The sequence below is a fragment of the Stenotrophomonas sp. YJH_SMC_8 genome, assembly GCF_059371315.1.
The window spans coordinates 16,227-30,390 of record NZ_JCAFUL010000016.1; the positions used below are offsets into that span (position 1 = coordinate 16,227).

A 14,164-nucleotide genomic window follows, 5' to 3' on the forward strand; every position below is an offset into this window, starting at 1 on the left:
TTGATGGGCGCGCTGTTGGCTGCCCTGGCTCCTGCGGCGACCGAGGCCGCCGATGTGTCCGGCATGGCTGCTGCCGGGGCTGCGGATGTCTCCGGGGTGTCGGCCGATGCGATCCTGCCTGCCCCCACGCCCCTGACCGCCAGCCAGACGCTTTACCTGGACGTCTCGCTCAACAGCACGCCGCGCGGCCTGCTGCCGTTCACCGAAAACCGTGGCCGGCTGCAGGCCAGCCCGGAAGTGCTGCGCCAGCTCGGCTTCAGCGCCCGCGGCGATGCGCCGGTCTATCTGGACCAGATCAGCGGGGCCGTGGTGCGCTACGACGCGCATATGCAGACCCTGGCCCTGGACGTGCCACTGGACCAGCTGACCCTGCCGACCACCGTGCTCAGCCAGCCGCAGACCCGCGCACCGGCCGGCAGCGCCTCGCCCGGCCTGCTGCTGAACTACGACGTGTATGGCAGCCGGGTCGACACGCTCGGCAACCTCAGTCTCAGCTCTGAACTGCGCCTGTTCGGGATCGGCAACGGCACCTTCGAGAACACCGCGATCAGCCGCCGCTACCAGCAATCCGGTGACCGCCGCTGGCGTGGCGAGAGCGTGCGCCTGGACACCCGGTGGAGCCTGGACTTCCCCGACAGGGCGATGACCCTGGACGTCGGCGACTTCTACAGTGGTTTCGTCGATTGGACCCGGCCCGTGCGCATGGGTGGCCTGCAGATCGGCCGCAACTACGGCCTGCAGCCCTACCGCGTGCTGACCCCTACGCCCAGCTTCCTCGGCCAGGCGGTGGTGCCGTCCACGGTCGAGCTGTACGTCGATGGCCTGCGCCAGTACAGCGGGCAGGTGCCGGTCGGTCCATTCCAGCTGGCCGCGCAGCCCGGCATCAGCGGCACCGGCAATGCGCAGGTGGTGGTGACCGATGCGTTCGGCCGCATGCAGACGCTGGATTTCAGTTTCTATGGCACCCAGCAGCTGCTGGCCAAGGGCCTGTCGGACTGGTCGGTCGGCGTTGGCCGCCTGCGTGAGGATTTCGGCCAGCGCTCCTTCGCCTACGACGATCGCACCGTGGCCAGTGCCAGCTGGCGCGGCGGCGTCAGCGATGCCTTCACCGGCGAAGCACATGCCGAAGGCGGCGGTGGCCTGGCCCAGGCCGGCATCGGCGGCTGGTGGCTGCTCGGCGGCGCGGGCGTGTTCAACGCCGCCTATGCGCACAGTGACTATCACGGCCTGCAGGGCGGGCAATGGGCACTGGGCTACAGCTGGAACAACCGCCGGCTCAACGTCAACCTGCGCACCGTGCGCAGCCATGGAGATTACCGCGACCTGGGCGCACTGCAGGGCAACCTGCCGCCGAGCATCAGCGAACAGGCCACGGTCGGCGCCGATCTGCTGCGGCTGGGCACACTCAGCGCCAGCTACCTGCGACTGCGCTACCCCGACGGCGAGGACAACCGCTACGCCAGCCTGTTCTGGTCGCGCACCTGGAGCCAGCGCTGGTCGGCGTACCTGTCGGTGAACCAGAACCTGGACAAGAGCGATGACCGCAGCATCTACCTCTCGGTCACCGCCAGCCTGGGCAACAACCGCCAGGCCAGCCTGTCCAGCCAGCGCAATGGCGACAGCCAGAGCTGGGTGGCCGATGTCACCCAGCCGGTGCCCGGCGACGGCAGCGCCGGCGGTGTCGGTTGGCGCGCGCAGGTGCGCCATGGCGAGGATGGCAATGGTGGCCTGGCCGAAGTCGGCATCCTCAATGACGTCGGTCGCTACTCATTCGGCGCCTCGCGCCAGGGCGGCCTGAACTATGCCTACGCCAGCGCCAGTGGCAGCCTGGTGTGGATGGGCGGGCATGCCTTCGCCACCCGCGAGGTCTCCGACGCATTCGCGGTGATCAGCACCAATGGCGTCGGCGGCGTGCCGGTGCGGCTGGAAAACCGCCTGATCGGCGTGACTGATGATCGCGGCCTGCTGCTGGTCAGCCCGCTGTTGTCCTGGCAGCGCAACCGCGTCTCCATCGATACCCTGGACCTGCCCGAGGACATGCGCGCCGACCGCATCGAAGACTGGGTGACGCCACGCCAGCGCGCCGGGACCCACGTGACCTTCGCACTGCGTTCACGGCCGTCGTTGAGCCTGACCCTGCACGGCATGGACGGGCAACCGCTGGAGGTCGGCAGCGAGGCGCAGCTGCCGGACGGGCGCCAGGCGCTGGTGGGCTATGACGGTCTGCTGTACCTGGAAGACGTGGCCGCCGGCAGCGTGTTGTACATCACCACCAGCCGCGGCCAGTGCCGGGTGAAGGTGCCGGACCTGCCCAAGGTGGTGGCCACCGGTGCACGCCCCAAACCGGCGCCGCTGCAGTGCATTCCGGAGGTGGCGCAATGAAGGTGCTGCTGCTCGGATTGCTGCTGGTTGCCGGCCTGCTGGCGGCGGCACCGGCACGTGCCACCGCGGTCTGCACCGCCATCGCCGACCCGACGCTGCCGTTCGGCAACGTGAACAGCAATGCGCCCGGCGCAACCACCGGCACGCTCAACATCACGGTGTCCTGCACAACCGCTGCGTTGAGCCTGCTGGCCACCACTGGCGTGCGGGTCTGCGTGGGCATCGGCGCCGGCAGCGGCGGCGGCAGCAGCTCCAGCTGGCGCACGATGGCCACCAGCACCAGCGACACCATGAATTTCCAGCTCTACAACACCTCCAATTTCAGCCAGGTAACCGGGCTGACCCCGCGTGGCACGCCGCCGGCACAGGAACTGGCCATGACCTACAGCGTGCCGTTGCTGACCGGTGGCAGCGGTGCGCAGGCCACCCAGCTGTTCGCGCAGATCCCGGCCAACCAGATCCTGGCGTCGGGCGCCTACAGCAGTACGTTCAGCGGTGCGAACGTGGTGCTGACCTGGGCCTGGAACGAAGTGCTGCTCGGCACGGCCACCGTGCCCGCCACCTGCAACGGCGGCGCCACCGGTACCAACAGCGCCAGTGCCGCCTTCAGCTTTACCGCCACCGCCAACGTGTTGCCGCAGTGCGGAAGCTATGTCACCACCAACATGAACTTCGGCAACGTCACCGGCAGCATTCCCGCCAACATCGACCAGACCGCCACCTTGACCCTGACCTGCCTCAAGAACACGGCCTACCAGGTCAGCCTCAACAACGGCCAGAACAACCCCACCGCCACCAGCACGCGACGCATGGCCACCACCATCGGCGCCAGCACCTACTACCTCACCTACGAGCTGTACCGCGATTCCACACGCACCCAGCGCTGGGGCAACACGCTGACCGTCGATACCGCCAGCGGCACCGGCACTGGCAGCGCGCAGCAGCTGACGATCTATGGCCGGGTGCCGCCGGTCACCGGCCAACCGCCGGCCGGCACCTACAACGATGTGGTGCAGGTGACGATCACCTATTGATAGGTGTGCCGACCAACGGTCGGCACCCACCGGGCAGGCCTCGGTAGATCCACGCCATGCGCGGATGCGCGCATCACGCTTGCGCCAGGAGCAGTCGACTGACAGTCGACTCTACAGATTCGGCCGATCCAGCCGATACCGCGCAGCGAGATCTTTCAGCACGGTGGTTGGCAGGTGGTTCGCGCAATTCTGATCGGGGCGATGCTGGTCGCCAGCACGCCCGCATGGGCTGAACCCAGTCCCGCGCCGCTGCAGATCCGCCTGACCGTGGTCGAAGCCTGTCGCGATGACGCCGGCAGCACCCACTGCCCCGCCCCTCACCAGCGCAGCGACGCACCGCAACTGCCTCCCCAGGTCCGCGAGCTCGCACCTCCCGCCGACGAGGAAGACTCGACGTCCGCCGTAACCGTCATCTACTGATGCGGGCACTTCCGACCCTGTTGGCGATGCTGCTGGCGTGGCCTGCCGCAGCACTGGACCTGTTGCCGACCACACTGCAACTGCCCGCCGAAGGTGGCCAGGGCGAACTGTGGCTCTACAACCCCGGTCCCGGCCGCTGGCAGGGGCGGGTGCAGATCCTGGCGTGGGAACAGCAGACCGACGCCGAAGTGCTGCGCCCCACCGACCAGGTTCTCGCCAGCCCCACCCAGCTCGACATCCCGCCCGGTATCCGCCAGCGCATCTGGCTGCTGCCACGCCAGCCGACACCCGCTGTCGGTGAACAGGCCTATCGGGTCGTCCTGGCTCCCACCACACCAGGCCTGCAGCGCTATTCCCTGCCGCTGTTCCGAGGGCCCGCCACACCAATGACCCAGCCGCGGCTGTATGCAGGGATCGAACCGGGCCAGTCACATACCTTCCTGCGACTGAGCAACACCGGTACCCTGCACGCACGCCTGAACGATCTCGCCTACATAACCAGCGACGGCCGGCGCACCCTGCTGCTGCCGGGCCTGGCCGGCTATCTGCTGGCCGGCCGTGAGCGCCGCTGGGCCCTGCCCGCCCACGCCGATGGCTACGCCGGCGGTCATTTCCAGGCCCGGCTGCAGGATGGGCGCGTGGTCGATCTGGCCGCTCCAGACCCGGCAATTGCAGCCAGCGCACCGAGCGGGCTATAATCGACCGGATTCCTGCCGCCTGCGTGCGCGGGAGCCCGTCCACACCGGACGTCACCGGTGAATCCACACCTGCTGCCCCCATCCGTGCCGGGGTGCTCCGCAAGGAGTTCGGCCACGGAGGCAACAGGGAAGCCCAACCCCGGAACCGATCGCGCTTCCACGCGTCCCGCATACCTATCCCCGCGGGCGGAATCGCTGGTTCCATATCAGGAGTATTGCAATGCCCCAGGTCACCATGCGTCAGATGCTGGAAGCCGGCGTCCACTTCGGCCACCAGACCCGCTACTGGAACCCGAAGATGGCTCCGTACATCTTCGGCGCCCGCGGCAAGATCCACATCATCAACCTGGAAAAGACCGTCCCGCTGTTCAACGACGCGATGAACTTCATCTCGTCGGTTGCCCAGAAGCGCGGCACCGTCCTGTTCCTGGGCACCAAGCGCAGCGCCCGCGAAACCATCAAGGAAGAAGCCGAGCGTTGCGGCATGCCGTTCATGAACCAGCGTTGGCTGGGCGGCACCCTGACCAACTTCCGTACCGTCAAGCAGTCGGTTGCCCGCCTGAAGGAACTGGAAGCCGGTGAAACCGACGGCACCTTCGAGAAGCTGGTCAAGCACGAAGTGCTGGGCCTGCGTCGCGAGCGCGACAAGCTGGAAGCCTCGCTGGGCGGCATCAAGGACATGAACCGCCTGCCGGACGCCATCTTCGTGATCGACATCGGCCACGAAGACATCGCGATCAAGGAAGCCAAGAAGCTGGGCATCCCGGTCATCGCCGTGGTCGACACCAACTACAACCCGGAACTGGTTGATTACGCCATCCCGGGCAACGACGACGCCATCCGCGCTGTGCAGCTGTACGCCCGCGCCGCTGCCGACGCCGTGCTGGAAGGCAAGGCCGCTGCTCCGCACGCCGCTTCGGTGCGCGAGGAAGAGTTCGCTGAAGCCGCTGCCGAAGGCGAAGAGAAGCCGGCCCGCCGCGCTCCGGCCAAGAAGGCTGCCAAGAAGGGCGACGACGCCCAGGCCTGATCCAGGCCCCGGGGTGGACGCCCGGCGTCCACCCTCCCTGCACGCAGCCCTTGGCGCGTGACAGGACCGTGTCACACGGGCCGGCCACCATGCCGGCCCTACCCCTTTCTTTCGTGAGGTAATCCCGTGGAAATCACTGCTTCCCTGGTCAAGGAACTGCGCGAGCGCACCGGCGCCGGCATGATGGAATGCAAGAAGGCGCTCACTGAAGCCAACGGCGACATCGACGCTGCTGCTGAAGCCATGCGCAAGTCCGGCGCTGCCAAGGCCGACAAGAAGGCTGACCGCGTGGCCGCCGAAGGCCGTCTGGGCCTGGCCCAGGACGGCGGCAAGGCCGTGCTGGTCGAAGTCAACTCGGAAACCGACTTCGTCGCCAACGATGACAACTTCAAGTCCTTCGTCAATGCCGTTGCCGCTGCCGCCCTGGCATCGGGCGCCACCGACGTCGAAGCCGTGAAGGCTGCCAAGCTGGCCGATGGCCGCACCGTTGAAGAAGCCCGCGCCACCGCTGTGCAGACCCTGGGTGAGAACATCCAGATCCGCCGCATGGTGAATGTCGACACCACCGGCAACATCGGTGCGTATGTCCACACCAACGGCAAGGTCGGCGTGCTGGTCGATCTGATCGGCGGCGACGTCGAGCTGGCCCGTGGCCTGGCCATGCACGTGGCTGCGCTGAAGCCGCCGCACAACAAGGCTGCGGATGTTCCGGCCGACTTCGTCGAGAAGGAAAAGGAAATCGAGCTGGCCAAGATGTCCGAAAAGGACAAGGCCAAGCCGGCCGACATCCTGGAAAAGATCATCAGCGGCAAGATCAACAAGATCGTCAGCGACGTGACCCTGTACGGCCAGACCTACGTGCTGGGCGACACCACCGTCGAGCAGGTGGTCAAGGCCGCTGGCGCCGATGTTGCTGGCTTCAAGCTGCTGATCGTCGGCGAAGGCATCGAGAAGGTGGTGGAAGACTACGCCGCCGAAGTTGCCAAGGCGATGCAGGTCTGATTCCAGCCCTCGGGCTGTGAAACGACCAGAAGGAGCCGCGGGAAACCGCGGCTCTTTTTTTATGTCCGGGAAGATGGGGGGCGCCCATGCACCACTGTGGCTGCCCCCGATCTCCGAGGGTGCCCTGCTCTCTGTGGGTACTCCCTGCTCTCTGTGGGTGCGCACCGTGGGTGCGCACACCGGCACCAGAGGGCTTTGCGTTGCGCGCGAATCAAGCCGATACTCGGCACAGGGAATCAACAGTCATTTAGCAGGAACGAAAATCGCGGACTGTGATGCATTCCTAGGTATTCTTGTCCCAATGGAATTGAACGACCCGACATGCCTCCCGAGCTGACAGCTGCCCTGGCGCTCTGCCGCAACCTGCCCTCGCCACCCGGTATTGCCCTGCGCATCATCGAACTGGCACAGGACCCGGAAGCGGATATCGCCACCGCCGCCGACATCATCGCCATCGACATGGCGCTGAGTGCTCGCATGCTGCGCATCGCCAATTCGCCGCTGTACGCCAGCCGCCGCCGGATCGAGAACCTCGGCCAGGCGCTGACCATGCTCGGCCTGAATGCCACGATCAGCCTGGCCCTCGGTTTCACCGTCACCCAGGGACTGACCGGCGGTACCGGCGCCGACCACGACCTGCGCCAACGCGCCTGGAAGCGCAGCATCCTCAGCGCGCTGGCCGCCAGCCAGCTGGGCCAGGCCCGCGGCCTGCGCCGGCTGGAAGAACTGATGCTGGCCGGCCTGCTGCAGGACCTGGGCGTACTGTGCCTGGCCCAGGCCGAATCGGAGCGCTACCTGCCGCTGCTGCGCGAAGCGCGCGACAACATCGATCTGGTCGCGCGCGAGCGTGACGAACTGGGCTGCAGCCACGCCGAGGTCGGCGCCTGGGTGGCCGAGCAGTGGGGCCTGCCCCGCTATCTGGTGGAAAGCATCAGCCACAGCGAAGACCTGGACGCTGCGGAATCGCCGTTCCAGGCCTGCGTGCAGCTGTCCGGCGCGGTGGCCGACATCTGGCTGGACGATGACGCCGATGCCGCCCGCGAGCGCGCCCTGCAGCAGGTGCATGACCGCCTTGAACTGGACAGCGCCCGTTTCGACCAGGTCCTGACCCGCATCAGCGAGGCGCTGCCGGACATCGCCAGCCTGTTCGAGGCCGGCCTGAATTCCCCCTTGCGGGTGCGCGAGCTGATCGACCACGCGCAGGAACTGGCGACCCTGCGCAACCTGCGCGAGCTGCAGGATGCCGACCAGGCCCGTCGCCGCGCCGACGAATTCGAAGCCCGGGCCAAGCGCCTGGCAGACCAGGCCCATCGTGACGCCCTCACCGGCGTGCTCAACCGGCGCCAGCTGGAAGCGGTGCTGGAGCAGGAATTCCTGCGCGCCGGTCGCCAGGGCTGGCCGCTGTCGGTGGCCTTCATCGACCTGGACGACTTCAAGAAGATCAACGACGCCCATGGCCACCTGACCGGCGACGAGGTGCTGCGGGCCTTTGCCGGCAAACTGCAGGGCCAGCTGCGCCACAGCGACACCGTGGCCCGCTTCGGCGGCGAGGAGTTCGTCGCGCTGCTGCCCAACACCAGCGAAACGGTAGCACTGGACGTGATCCGCCGGGTGCTGGCCAACATCGTTGCCACGCCGATGGCCGAACTGGAAGGCGGCCCACTGTTCGTCACCTTCTCCGCCGGCGTGGCCACCCAGGGCGGCTACGAACGCTTCGCCGACGTGCAGGACCTGCTGCGCGCCGCCGACGACGTGCTGTACCGCTCCAAGAACCTCGGCCGCAACCGGGTGATCGCGCGCTCCCCCGGCGCCCTCGGCCACGACGAGCTGTCAGCGACCGCGGGCGCCGAGCTGGGCTGAACGGGAAGCCCCGGATAACCGGGGCGGATGCCAGGATTTTGCGCCGCAGTGCACAAAACACTTTGGCCCGACGCCGCATGCGCGTAGAATCGCCCGCGATTTCCACGCACCCGAGGTCCCCATGTCCAAGCTCGCCTATCGCCGCATCCTTCTGAAACTATCCGGGGAGGCGCTGATGGGAGATGAGGACTACGGCATCGACCCGAAGATCATCAACCGCCTGGCCCGTGAGGTCATCGAAGCCCAGCAGGCAGGCGCCGAAGTGGCGCTGGTGATCGGCGGCGGCAACATCTTCCGCGGCGCCGGCCTGGCCGCGGGCGGCATGGACCGGGTCACCGGCGACCAGATGGGCATGCTGGCCACCGTCATCAATGCCCTGGCCATGCAGGACGCCCTGGAGAAGCTGGGTGCCAAGGCCCGCGTGATGAGCGCGATCAAGATCAACGACGTGTGCGAGGACTACATCCGCCGCCGCGCCATCCGCCACCTGGAAAAGGGCCGACTGGTGATCTTCGCCGCCGGCGTCGGCAGCCCGTTCTTCACCACCGACTCCGGTGCCGCCCTGCGCGCGATCGAGATCGGCGCCGACCTGCTGCTGAAGGCCACCAAGGTCGACGGCGTGTACGACAAGGACCCGAACAAGCACAGCGATGCGGTCCGCTTCGACAGCCTGAGCTACGACGAAGTGATCCGCCGCGGCCTGGAAGTGATGGATACCGCGGCCTTCGCACTGGCCCGCGACAGCGACCTGCCGATGCGCGTGTTCGACATGGGCCAGCCGGGCGAGCTGCTGAAGATCCTCAACGGCGAGAACATCGGCACCCTGGTCCAGGGCCGCGATCCGGCCTGAGCCTGAGCGCGCGGCGACAACCGGGCCGATTCAGGCCCGGCAGCGTCCCGTATTCGCCTATAATCGCCCGATTCCAGATACATCCAGGACCGGGCGATGCTCAACGACATCAAGAACAACGCGCAGACGCGCATGGCCAAGAGCATCGACGCTCTGAAGCACACCCTCACCTCCATCCGGACCGGGCGTGCCACGCCAGCCCTGCTGGACCGCGTGACGGTCAATGCCTACGGCAATGCCAGCACCCCGCTGAACCAGGTTGCCTCGATCTCCAACGCCGACGCGCACTCGCTGCTGGTCACCCCGTTCGACAAGGGCATGATCAAGGAGATCGAAAAGGGTCTCTACAACGCCGAGTTCACCCCGAACACGCTGGGCACCGCGATCCGCATCAACATGCCGCCGCCGACCGAAGAGCGCCGCAAGGAACTGGCCAAGCAGGTGCAGAAGGAAGGCGAAGGCGCCAAGATCGCGATCCGCAACATCCGTCAGGACGCGAACAAGGAAATCGCCAAGCTGGTCAAGGACAAAGCGATCAGCGAAGACGAAAAGAAGCGCGGCGAAGACGACATCCAGAAGCTGACCGACGCCAACATCAAGGACGTCGACAAGGTCGTCGCCGACAAGGAAAAAGAACTGCTGTCGGTCTGAAGTCGATGCCTTCAGTCCCGCCTCCGTTGCCGGCCGCCCTGCCCCGCCACGTCGCCATCATCATGGATGGCAACGGGCGTTGGGCACAGCAGCGCCGCCGCCCGCGCGTGATCGGCCACCGCGCCGGCGCGCGCGCGGTCAACCGCACCATCGAGCGCTGCCTTGAACTGGGCATTCCGGCGCTGACCCTGTTCGCGTTTTCCAGCGAGAACTGGGGCCGGCCGCAGGAAGAAGTCGACGCCCTGATGAAGCTGTTCCTCGGCGCGCTCGACCGCGAAGTGGACGAGCTGCACCGGCGTGGCGTGCGCGTACGCTTCATCGGCGAACGCGAGCGCTTCGGTGCCGGACTGGTCAGCCGCATGCAGCTGGCCGAGCAGCGCACCGCCGACAACACCACCCTGACCCTGTCGATCGCCGCCAGTTACGGCGGTCGCCAGGACATCGCCCGTGCCGCGCGCGCGCTGGCCGCTGAAGTCGCCGCAGGTCGCCTGCTGCCCGAACAGATCGACGAATCGCTACTGGGCAGCCAGGTCGCCCTGGCCGACCTGCCGCCGCCGGATCTGTTCATCCGCACCGGTGGCGACACCCGCATCAGCAACTTCCTGCTGTGGCAGCTGGCCTACACCGAGCTGTGGTTCACCGAGGCGCTGTGGCCGGACTTCGATGCCGCCCTGCTGCAGCAGGCGCTGGATGCCTATGGCAGCCGCGAGCGTCGTTTCGGCCTGACCAGCGCCCAGATCGCCGCACTGGCCACCGAGACCTCCAGCCCATGACCAAGACCCGAGTCCTTGCCGCGCTGATCATGGCGCCGGTCGCCATCGCCGCGATCCTGCTGCTGCCGACGCAATGGCTGGCCGCCGCCGCCGCCGCCGTGCTGCTGATCGGCCTGTGGGAATGGCTGAAGCTGGCCGGCATCGAAGACACCCTCGCGCGCACCGTGCTGCTGGTGCTGAACCTGCTGCTGATGGTGCTGCTGGTGTGGGCCGATGGCAGCACGCTGGTGCTGTTCCAGATCACCACATTGGCGGGTGTCGCCTGGTGGCTGGCGGCGCTGGTCTGGCTGCGCTTCTTCAACTTCGGTGCCCAGCCGACGGCCCCCTCCCGGATCGTGAAGATGCTGGCCGGCACCCTGGCCATCGTTCCGGCCTGGGCGGCGCTGGTGCTGATCCACGCTGGCGGTGATCCGCCGGGCAAGCAGGGCCACCTGTGGCTGCTGGCCGCGCTGGCACTGGTGTGGGCAGCCGATTCGGGCGCCTATTTCGCCGGCCGTCACTTCGGCAAGCACAAGCTGGCGCCGCGGATCAGCCCCAACAAGACCTGGGAAGGCCTGTTCGGCGGCCTGCTGGCCGGTGTCGCCGTGGCCGTCGGCCTCGGTTGGCTGGCCGGCGTCGACGTCGCCCACCTGCCGGGCCTGCTGATCACCTCGGTGGTGGCGGTATTCGCGTCGGTGCTGGGTGATCTGTTCGAAAGCCTGATCAAGCGCCACGCCGGTGCCAAGGACTCGGGCAACTTGATCCCGGGCCATGGTGGCGTGCTCGACCGCGTCGACGGCGTCCTCGCCGCCGTGCCGGTGTTCGCGCTGGGCAAGGAAATCTTCGGGTTCTGACCATGAATGCTGTCGCAGACCTGCGCCGGGTCGCCGTATACGGCGCCACCGGCTCGATCGGTGCCTCCACGCTGGACGTGATCGCCCGCCACCCGCAGCGCTACCAGGCCACGGTGCTGGCCGCCGGCCGCCAGGTGCAGGCGCTGCTGGCGCTGTGCCGCCAGCACAAGCCCGCGCACGCGGTCATCGCCGACGAAACGCTGTTCACCGAACTGCGCGACGGCCTGCGCGATGCCGGGCTGTCCACCGAAGCCCACGCCGGTCATGCCGCACTGGACCAGCTGGCAGCAAGCGACGCCTGCGACACCGTCGTCGCAGCCATTGTCGGTGCTGCCGGGCTGTCCTCGACCCTCGCCGCCGCTGCGGCCGGCAAGCGCATCCTGCTGGCCAACAAGGAATCGCTGGTACTGGCCGGCGAACTGCTGACCCGCACCGCCGAGCGCGCCGGCGCCGAGATCATTCCGATCGACAGCGAGCACAGCGCGATCTTCCAGTGCCTGCGTTCGCGCGACGCCAGCATCGACGGCGCCGGCGTGCGCCGGATCCTGCTGACCGCGTCGGGTGGCCCGTTCCGCGGCCGCAGCCGCGCCGAGCTGGCCGAGGTCACCCCGGCCCAGGCCGTGGCCCACCCGAAGTGGTCGATGGGCCCGAAGATCTCGGTCGATTCGGCGACGTTGATGAACAAGGGCCTTGAAGTGATCGAGGCCCACCACCTGTTCGCGGTGCCCGGCGAGCGCATCGAGGTACTGGTGCACCCGCAGAGCCTGGTGCATTCGCTGGTCGAGTTCGTCGACGGCTCGACCCTGGCCCAGATGGGCCTGCCGGACATGCGCACCACCCTTGCGGTCGGCCTGGGCTGGCCGCAGCGCATCGAATCAGGCGTGGCCGGACTGGACCTGCTGGCGCAGGGCCGGCTGGATTTCGAGGCACCAGACACCGACGCCTTCCCCTGCCTGGCGCTGGCCTGGCAGGCCATGCAGGCCGGCGGTACTGCCCCGGCGGTGCTGAACGCCGCCAATGAAGAGGCGGTTTCAGCATTTCTTCAGGGCCGGATCGGTTTCCTGACCATCCCGGAGCTGGTTGCTAACGCTCTTTCAACACTGCCGACGCAAGCAGCCGATACACTGGAGATCCTGTTGTCCGCCGACCAGCGGGCACGCCAGCTCACCCTGAACGCCATCGACGCCGCCTGAACGACCGCCTCGCCCAGCATGACGCCGCCGCCCCTGCCCGCCACTGTGAGCCTGCATGACTGACTTCATCGGATCGGTCTGGTGGATGATTGTCAGCCTCGGGCTGCTGGTCACGTTCCACGAGTTCGGGCATTACTGGGTCGGCCGCCTCTGTGGGGTCAAGATCCTGCGCTTCTCGGTCGGCTTCGGCCGCCCGCTGTGGTCGCGCCGCGACAAGCACGGTACCGAGTTCGCCATTGCCGCCATCCCGCTGGGTGGCTACGTGAAGTTCCTCGACGAACGTGAGGTCGAGGTCCATCCCCACGAGCGCGGCCAGGCCTTCAACCACAAGACCGTGTGGCAGCGCATCGCCATTGTTGCTGCAGGGCCGATCGCCAATCTGCTGCTGTGCATCCTGCTTCTGTGGGCGATGTTCGTGATCGGCAAGCAGGACTACTCGCCGACGATCGGCCGGGTTGACGGCATCGCCGCCAGTGCCGGCCTGGCCAGCGGTGACCGCGTTCTGCGGGTGGATGACCGCCAGGTCGCCACCCTGGGCGAGGCCAGCATGGCGCTGACCGCCGCCGCGATGGATCGCCGCGACGTCAAGCTTGAAGTACTCGACCCTGCGGACCAGGTGCGCGTGCGCACCCTGCCGCTGTCGCAGCTGCCCGCCGGTTTCGATGAACGACGGGTGCCGATCCTGGCCGGGCTGTATTGGCAGTCGTGGCTGCAGCCTGCACTGGTCGACTCGCTCACCGCCGATTCGGTGGTCACCGGACTGCTGCAGCCGGGCGACCTGATCGTGGCGATCGACGGCCAGCGCATCGACAGCGTCGACCAGGTGATCGGCGAGATCCAGGCCCTCGGCCGTGCCGGAGGCCCTGGCATGATCGAGGTCCTGCGAGGCGGTGAACGCCTTGCACTGGAAGTCACGCCCCGCCAGGGCAAGGATGGCAAGGGCAATCCGGTCTGGCAGATCGGCGTCGGCTTCCCCACCACCTACAGCCCCGCCTACGACACCCTGCTGCGCTATGGGCCGCTGGATGCGGTGACCGTCGCCGTACGTGAAACCGGCCGGCTTGCCGCCGATTCGCTGGGCATGATGGGCCGCATCGTCACCGGCAAAGCCTCGCTGCAGAACGTTTCCGGGCCCGTCACCATTGCCCGCGTGGCCAATGTCTCGGCCAAACGCGGCCTCGACTGGTTCCTGCAGTTCCTTGCCCTGCTGTCACTCAGCCTGTGCATCATCAACCTGTTGCCGATCCCGATCTTGGACGGCGGCCACCTGCTGTATTACCTTATCGAGTTGGTCAAGGGCAGCCCGCTGAGCGAGCGTGCCATCGCCGCCGGCCAATACATCGGCCTGGCGTTGCTGGCCGGGCTGATGGGGTTGGCGTTCTACAACGACATCCTCGGCCTGGTCCCGCGATGAACTTTTCCACGTTGTTGCCGTCTACAG

Annotated in this window: 13 protein-coding genes; all 13 read left to right on the forward strand. The window is 67.4% G+C overall.

Annotated features, from left to right (window positions below; all coding sequences use genetic code 11):
* The first annotated feature begins 3 nt into the window (after positions 1-3).
* Positions 4-2,382, forward strand: coding sequence for a fimbria/pilus outer membrane usher protein (locus AC5P88_RS17055; protein WP_495225584.1), 2,379 nt, complete (start codon positions 4-6; stop codon positions 2,380-2,382).
* Positions 2,379-3,416, forward strand: a complete 1,038-nt coding sequence (locus AC5P88_RS17060; RefSeq protein ID WP_111112824.1) for a Csu type fimbrial protein — start codon at positions 2,379-2,381, stop codon at positions 3,414-3,416. The genes AC5P88_RS17055 and AC5P88_RS17060 overlap by 4 nt, the downstream gene beginning before the upstream one ends.
* 201 nt (positions 3,417-3,617) lie before the next feature.
* Positions 3,618-3,836, forward strand: coding sequence for a hypothetical protein (locus AC5P88_RS17065; RefSeq protein ID WP_181358239.1), 219 nt, complete (start codon positions 3,618-3,620; stop codon positions 3,834-3,836).
* Positions 3,836-4,534, forward strand: coding sequence for a fimbrial biogenesis chaperone (locus AC5P88_RS17070; protein ID WP_495225585.1), 699 nt, complete (start codon positions 3,836-3,838; stop codon positions 4,532-4,534). Before AC5P88_RS17065 ends, AC5P88_RS17070 begins: the two co-directional genes overlap by 1 nt.
* Positions 4,535-4,754: 220 nt before the next feature.
* Positions 4,755-5,561 carry a 30S ribosomal protein S2 gene (gene rpsB, locus AC5P88_RS17075; RefSeq protein WP_005408748.1) on the forward strand — a complete coding sequence of 269 codons (807 nt, stop codon included), beginning with the start codon at positions 4,755-4,757 and terminating at the stop codon, positions 5,559-5,561.
* A gap of 126 nt (positions 5,562-5,687) precedes the next feature.
* The gene (gene tsf / locus AC5P88_RS17080; RefSeq protein WP_005408747.1) at positions 5,688-6,563 is read left to right on the forward strand and encodes a translation elongation factor Ts; all 876 of its coding nucleotides are present in this window, start codon (positions 5,688-5,690) and stop codon (positions 6,561-6,563) included.
* A 321-nt stretch (positions 6,564-6,884) separates the two neighbouring features.
* Positions 6,885-8,423, forward strand: coding sequence for a GGDEF domain-containing protein (locus AC5P88_RS17085; protein WP_111112822.1), 1,539 nt, complete (start codon positions 6,885-6,887; stop codon positions 8,421-8,423).
* Positions 8,424-8,544: 121 nt separating this feature from the next.
* The gene (gene pyrH / locus AC5P88_RS17090; RefSeq protein WP_005408745.1) at positions 8,545-9,273 is read left to right on the forward strand and encodes a UMP kinase; all 729 of its coding nucleotides are present in this window, start codon (positions 8,545-8,547) and stop codon (positions 9,271-9,273) included.
* 96 nt (positions 9,274-9,369) lie between these two features.
* Positions 9,370-9,924, forward strand: a complete 555-nt coding sequence (gene frr / locus AC5P88_RS17095; RefSeq protein ID WP_049427358.1) for a ribosome recycling factor — start codon at positions 9,370-9,372, stop codon at positions 9,922-9,924.
* 5 nt (positions 9,925-9,929) lie between these two features.
* Positions 9,930-10,697 (forward strand): polyprenyl diphosphate synthase, encoded by a 768-nt coding sequence (uppS, locus tag AC5P88_RS17100; RefSeq protein ID WP_106550900.1) that lies wholly within the window; start codon positions 9,930-9,932, stop codon positions 10,695-10,697.
* On the forward strand, positions 10,694-11,530 hold the full coding sequence (locus tag AC5P88_RS17105; protein WP_106550901.1) for a phosphatidate cytidylyltransferase: 837 nt from the start codon (positions 10,694-10,696) through the stop codon (positions 11,528-11,530). The genes uppS and AC5P88_RS17105 overlap by 4 nt, the downstream gene beginning before the upstream one ends.
* A 2-nt stretch (positions 11,531-11,532) precedes the next feature.
* Positions 11,533-12,723 carry a 1-deoxy-D-xylulose-5-phosphate reductoisomerase gene (locus AC5P88_RS17110; RefSeq protein ID WP_495225586.1) on the forward strand — a complete coding sequence of 397 codons (1,191 nt, stop codon included), beginning with the start codon at positions 11,533-11,535 and terminating at the stop codon, positions 12,721-12,723.
* A gap of 55 nt (positions 12,724-12,778) precedes the next feature.
* Complete coding sequence (gene rseP, locus AC5P88_RS17115) at positions 12,779-14,137, forward strand: RIP metalloprotease RseP (RefSeq protein WP_495225587.1); 1,359 nt, start codon at positions 12,779-12,781, stop codon at positions 14,135-14,137.
* Positions 14,138-14,164: the final 27 nt, after the last annotated feature.

Bases quoted from the DNA above. Each gene is read 5' to 3' on its own strand.
- AC5P88_RS17055 (WP_495225584.1), top strand. From the start codon at position 4: ATGGGCGCGCTGTTGGCTGCCCTGGCTCCTGCGGCGACCGAGGCCGCC.
- AC5P88_RS17060 (WP_111112824.1), top strand. From the start codon at position 2,379: ATGAAGGTGCTGCTGCTCGGATTGCTGCTGGTTGCCGGCCTGCTGGCG.
- AC5P88_RS17065 (WP_181358239.1), top strand. From the start codon at position 3,618: ATGCTGGTCGCCAGCACGCCCGCATGGGCTGAACCCAGTCCCGCGCCG.
- AC5P88_RS17070 (WP_495225585.1), top strand. From the start codon at position 3,836: ATGCGGGCACTTCCGACCCTGTTGGCGATGCTGCTGGCGTGGCCTGCC.
- rpsB (WP_005408748.1), top strand. From the start codon at position 4,755: ATGCCCCAGGTCACCATGCGTCAGATGCTGGAAGCCGGCGTCCACTTC.
- AC5P88_RS17085 (WP_111112822.1), top strand. From the start codon at position 6,885: ATGCCTCCCGAGCTGACAGCTGCCCTGGCGCTCTGCCGCAACCTGCCC.
- pyrH (WP_005408745.1), top strand. From the start codon at position 8,545: ATGTCCAAGCTCGCCTATCGCCGCATCCTTCTGAAACTATCCGGGGAG.
- frr (WP_049427358.1), top strand. From the start codon at position 9,370: ATGCTCAACGACATCAAGAACAACGCGCAGACGCGCATGGCCAAGAGC.
- uppS (WP_106550900.1), top strand. From the start codon at position 9,930: ATGCCTTCAGTCCCGCCTCCGTTGCCGGCCGCCCTGCCCCGCCACGTC.
- AC5P88_RS17105 (WP_106550901.1), top strand. From the start codon at position 10,694: ATGACCAAGACCCGAGTCCTTGCCGCGCTGATCATGGCGCCGGTCGCC.
- AC5P88_RS17110 (WP_495225586.1), top strand. From the start codon at position 11,533: ATGAATGCTGTCGCAGACCTGCGCCGGGTCGCCGTATACGGCGCCACC.
- rseP (WP_495225587.1), top strand. From the start codon at position 12,779: ATGACTGACTTCATCGGATCGGTCTGGTGGATGATTGTCAGCCTCGGG.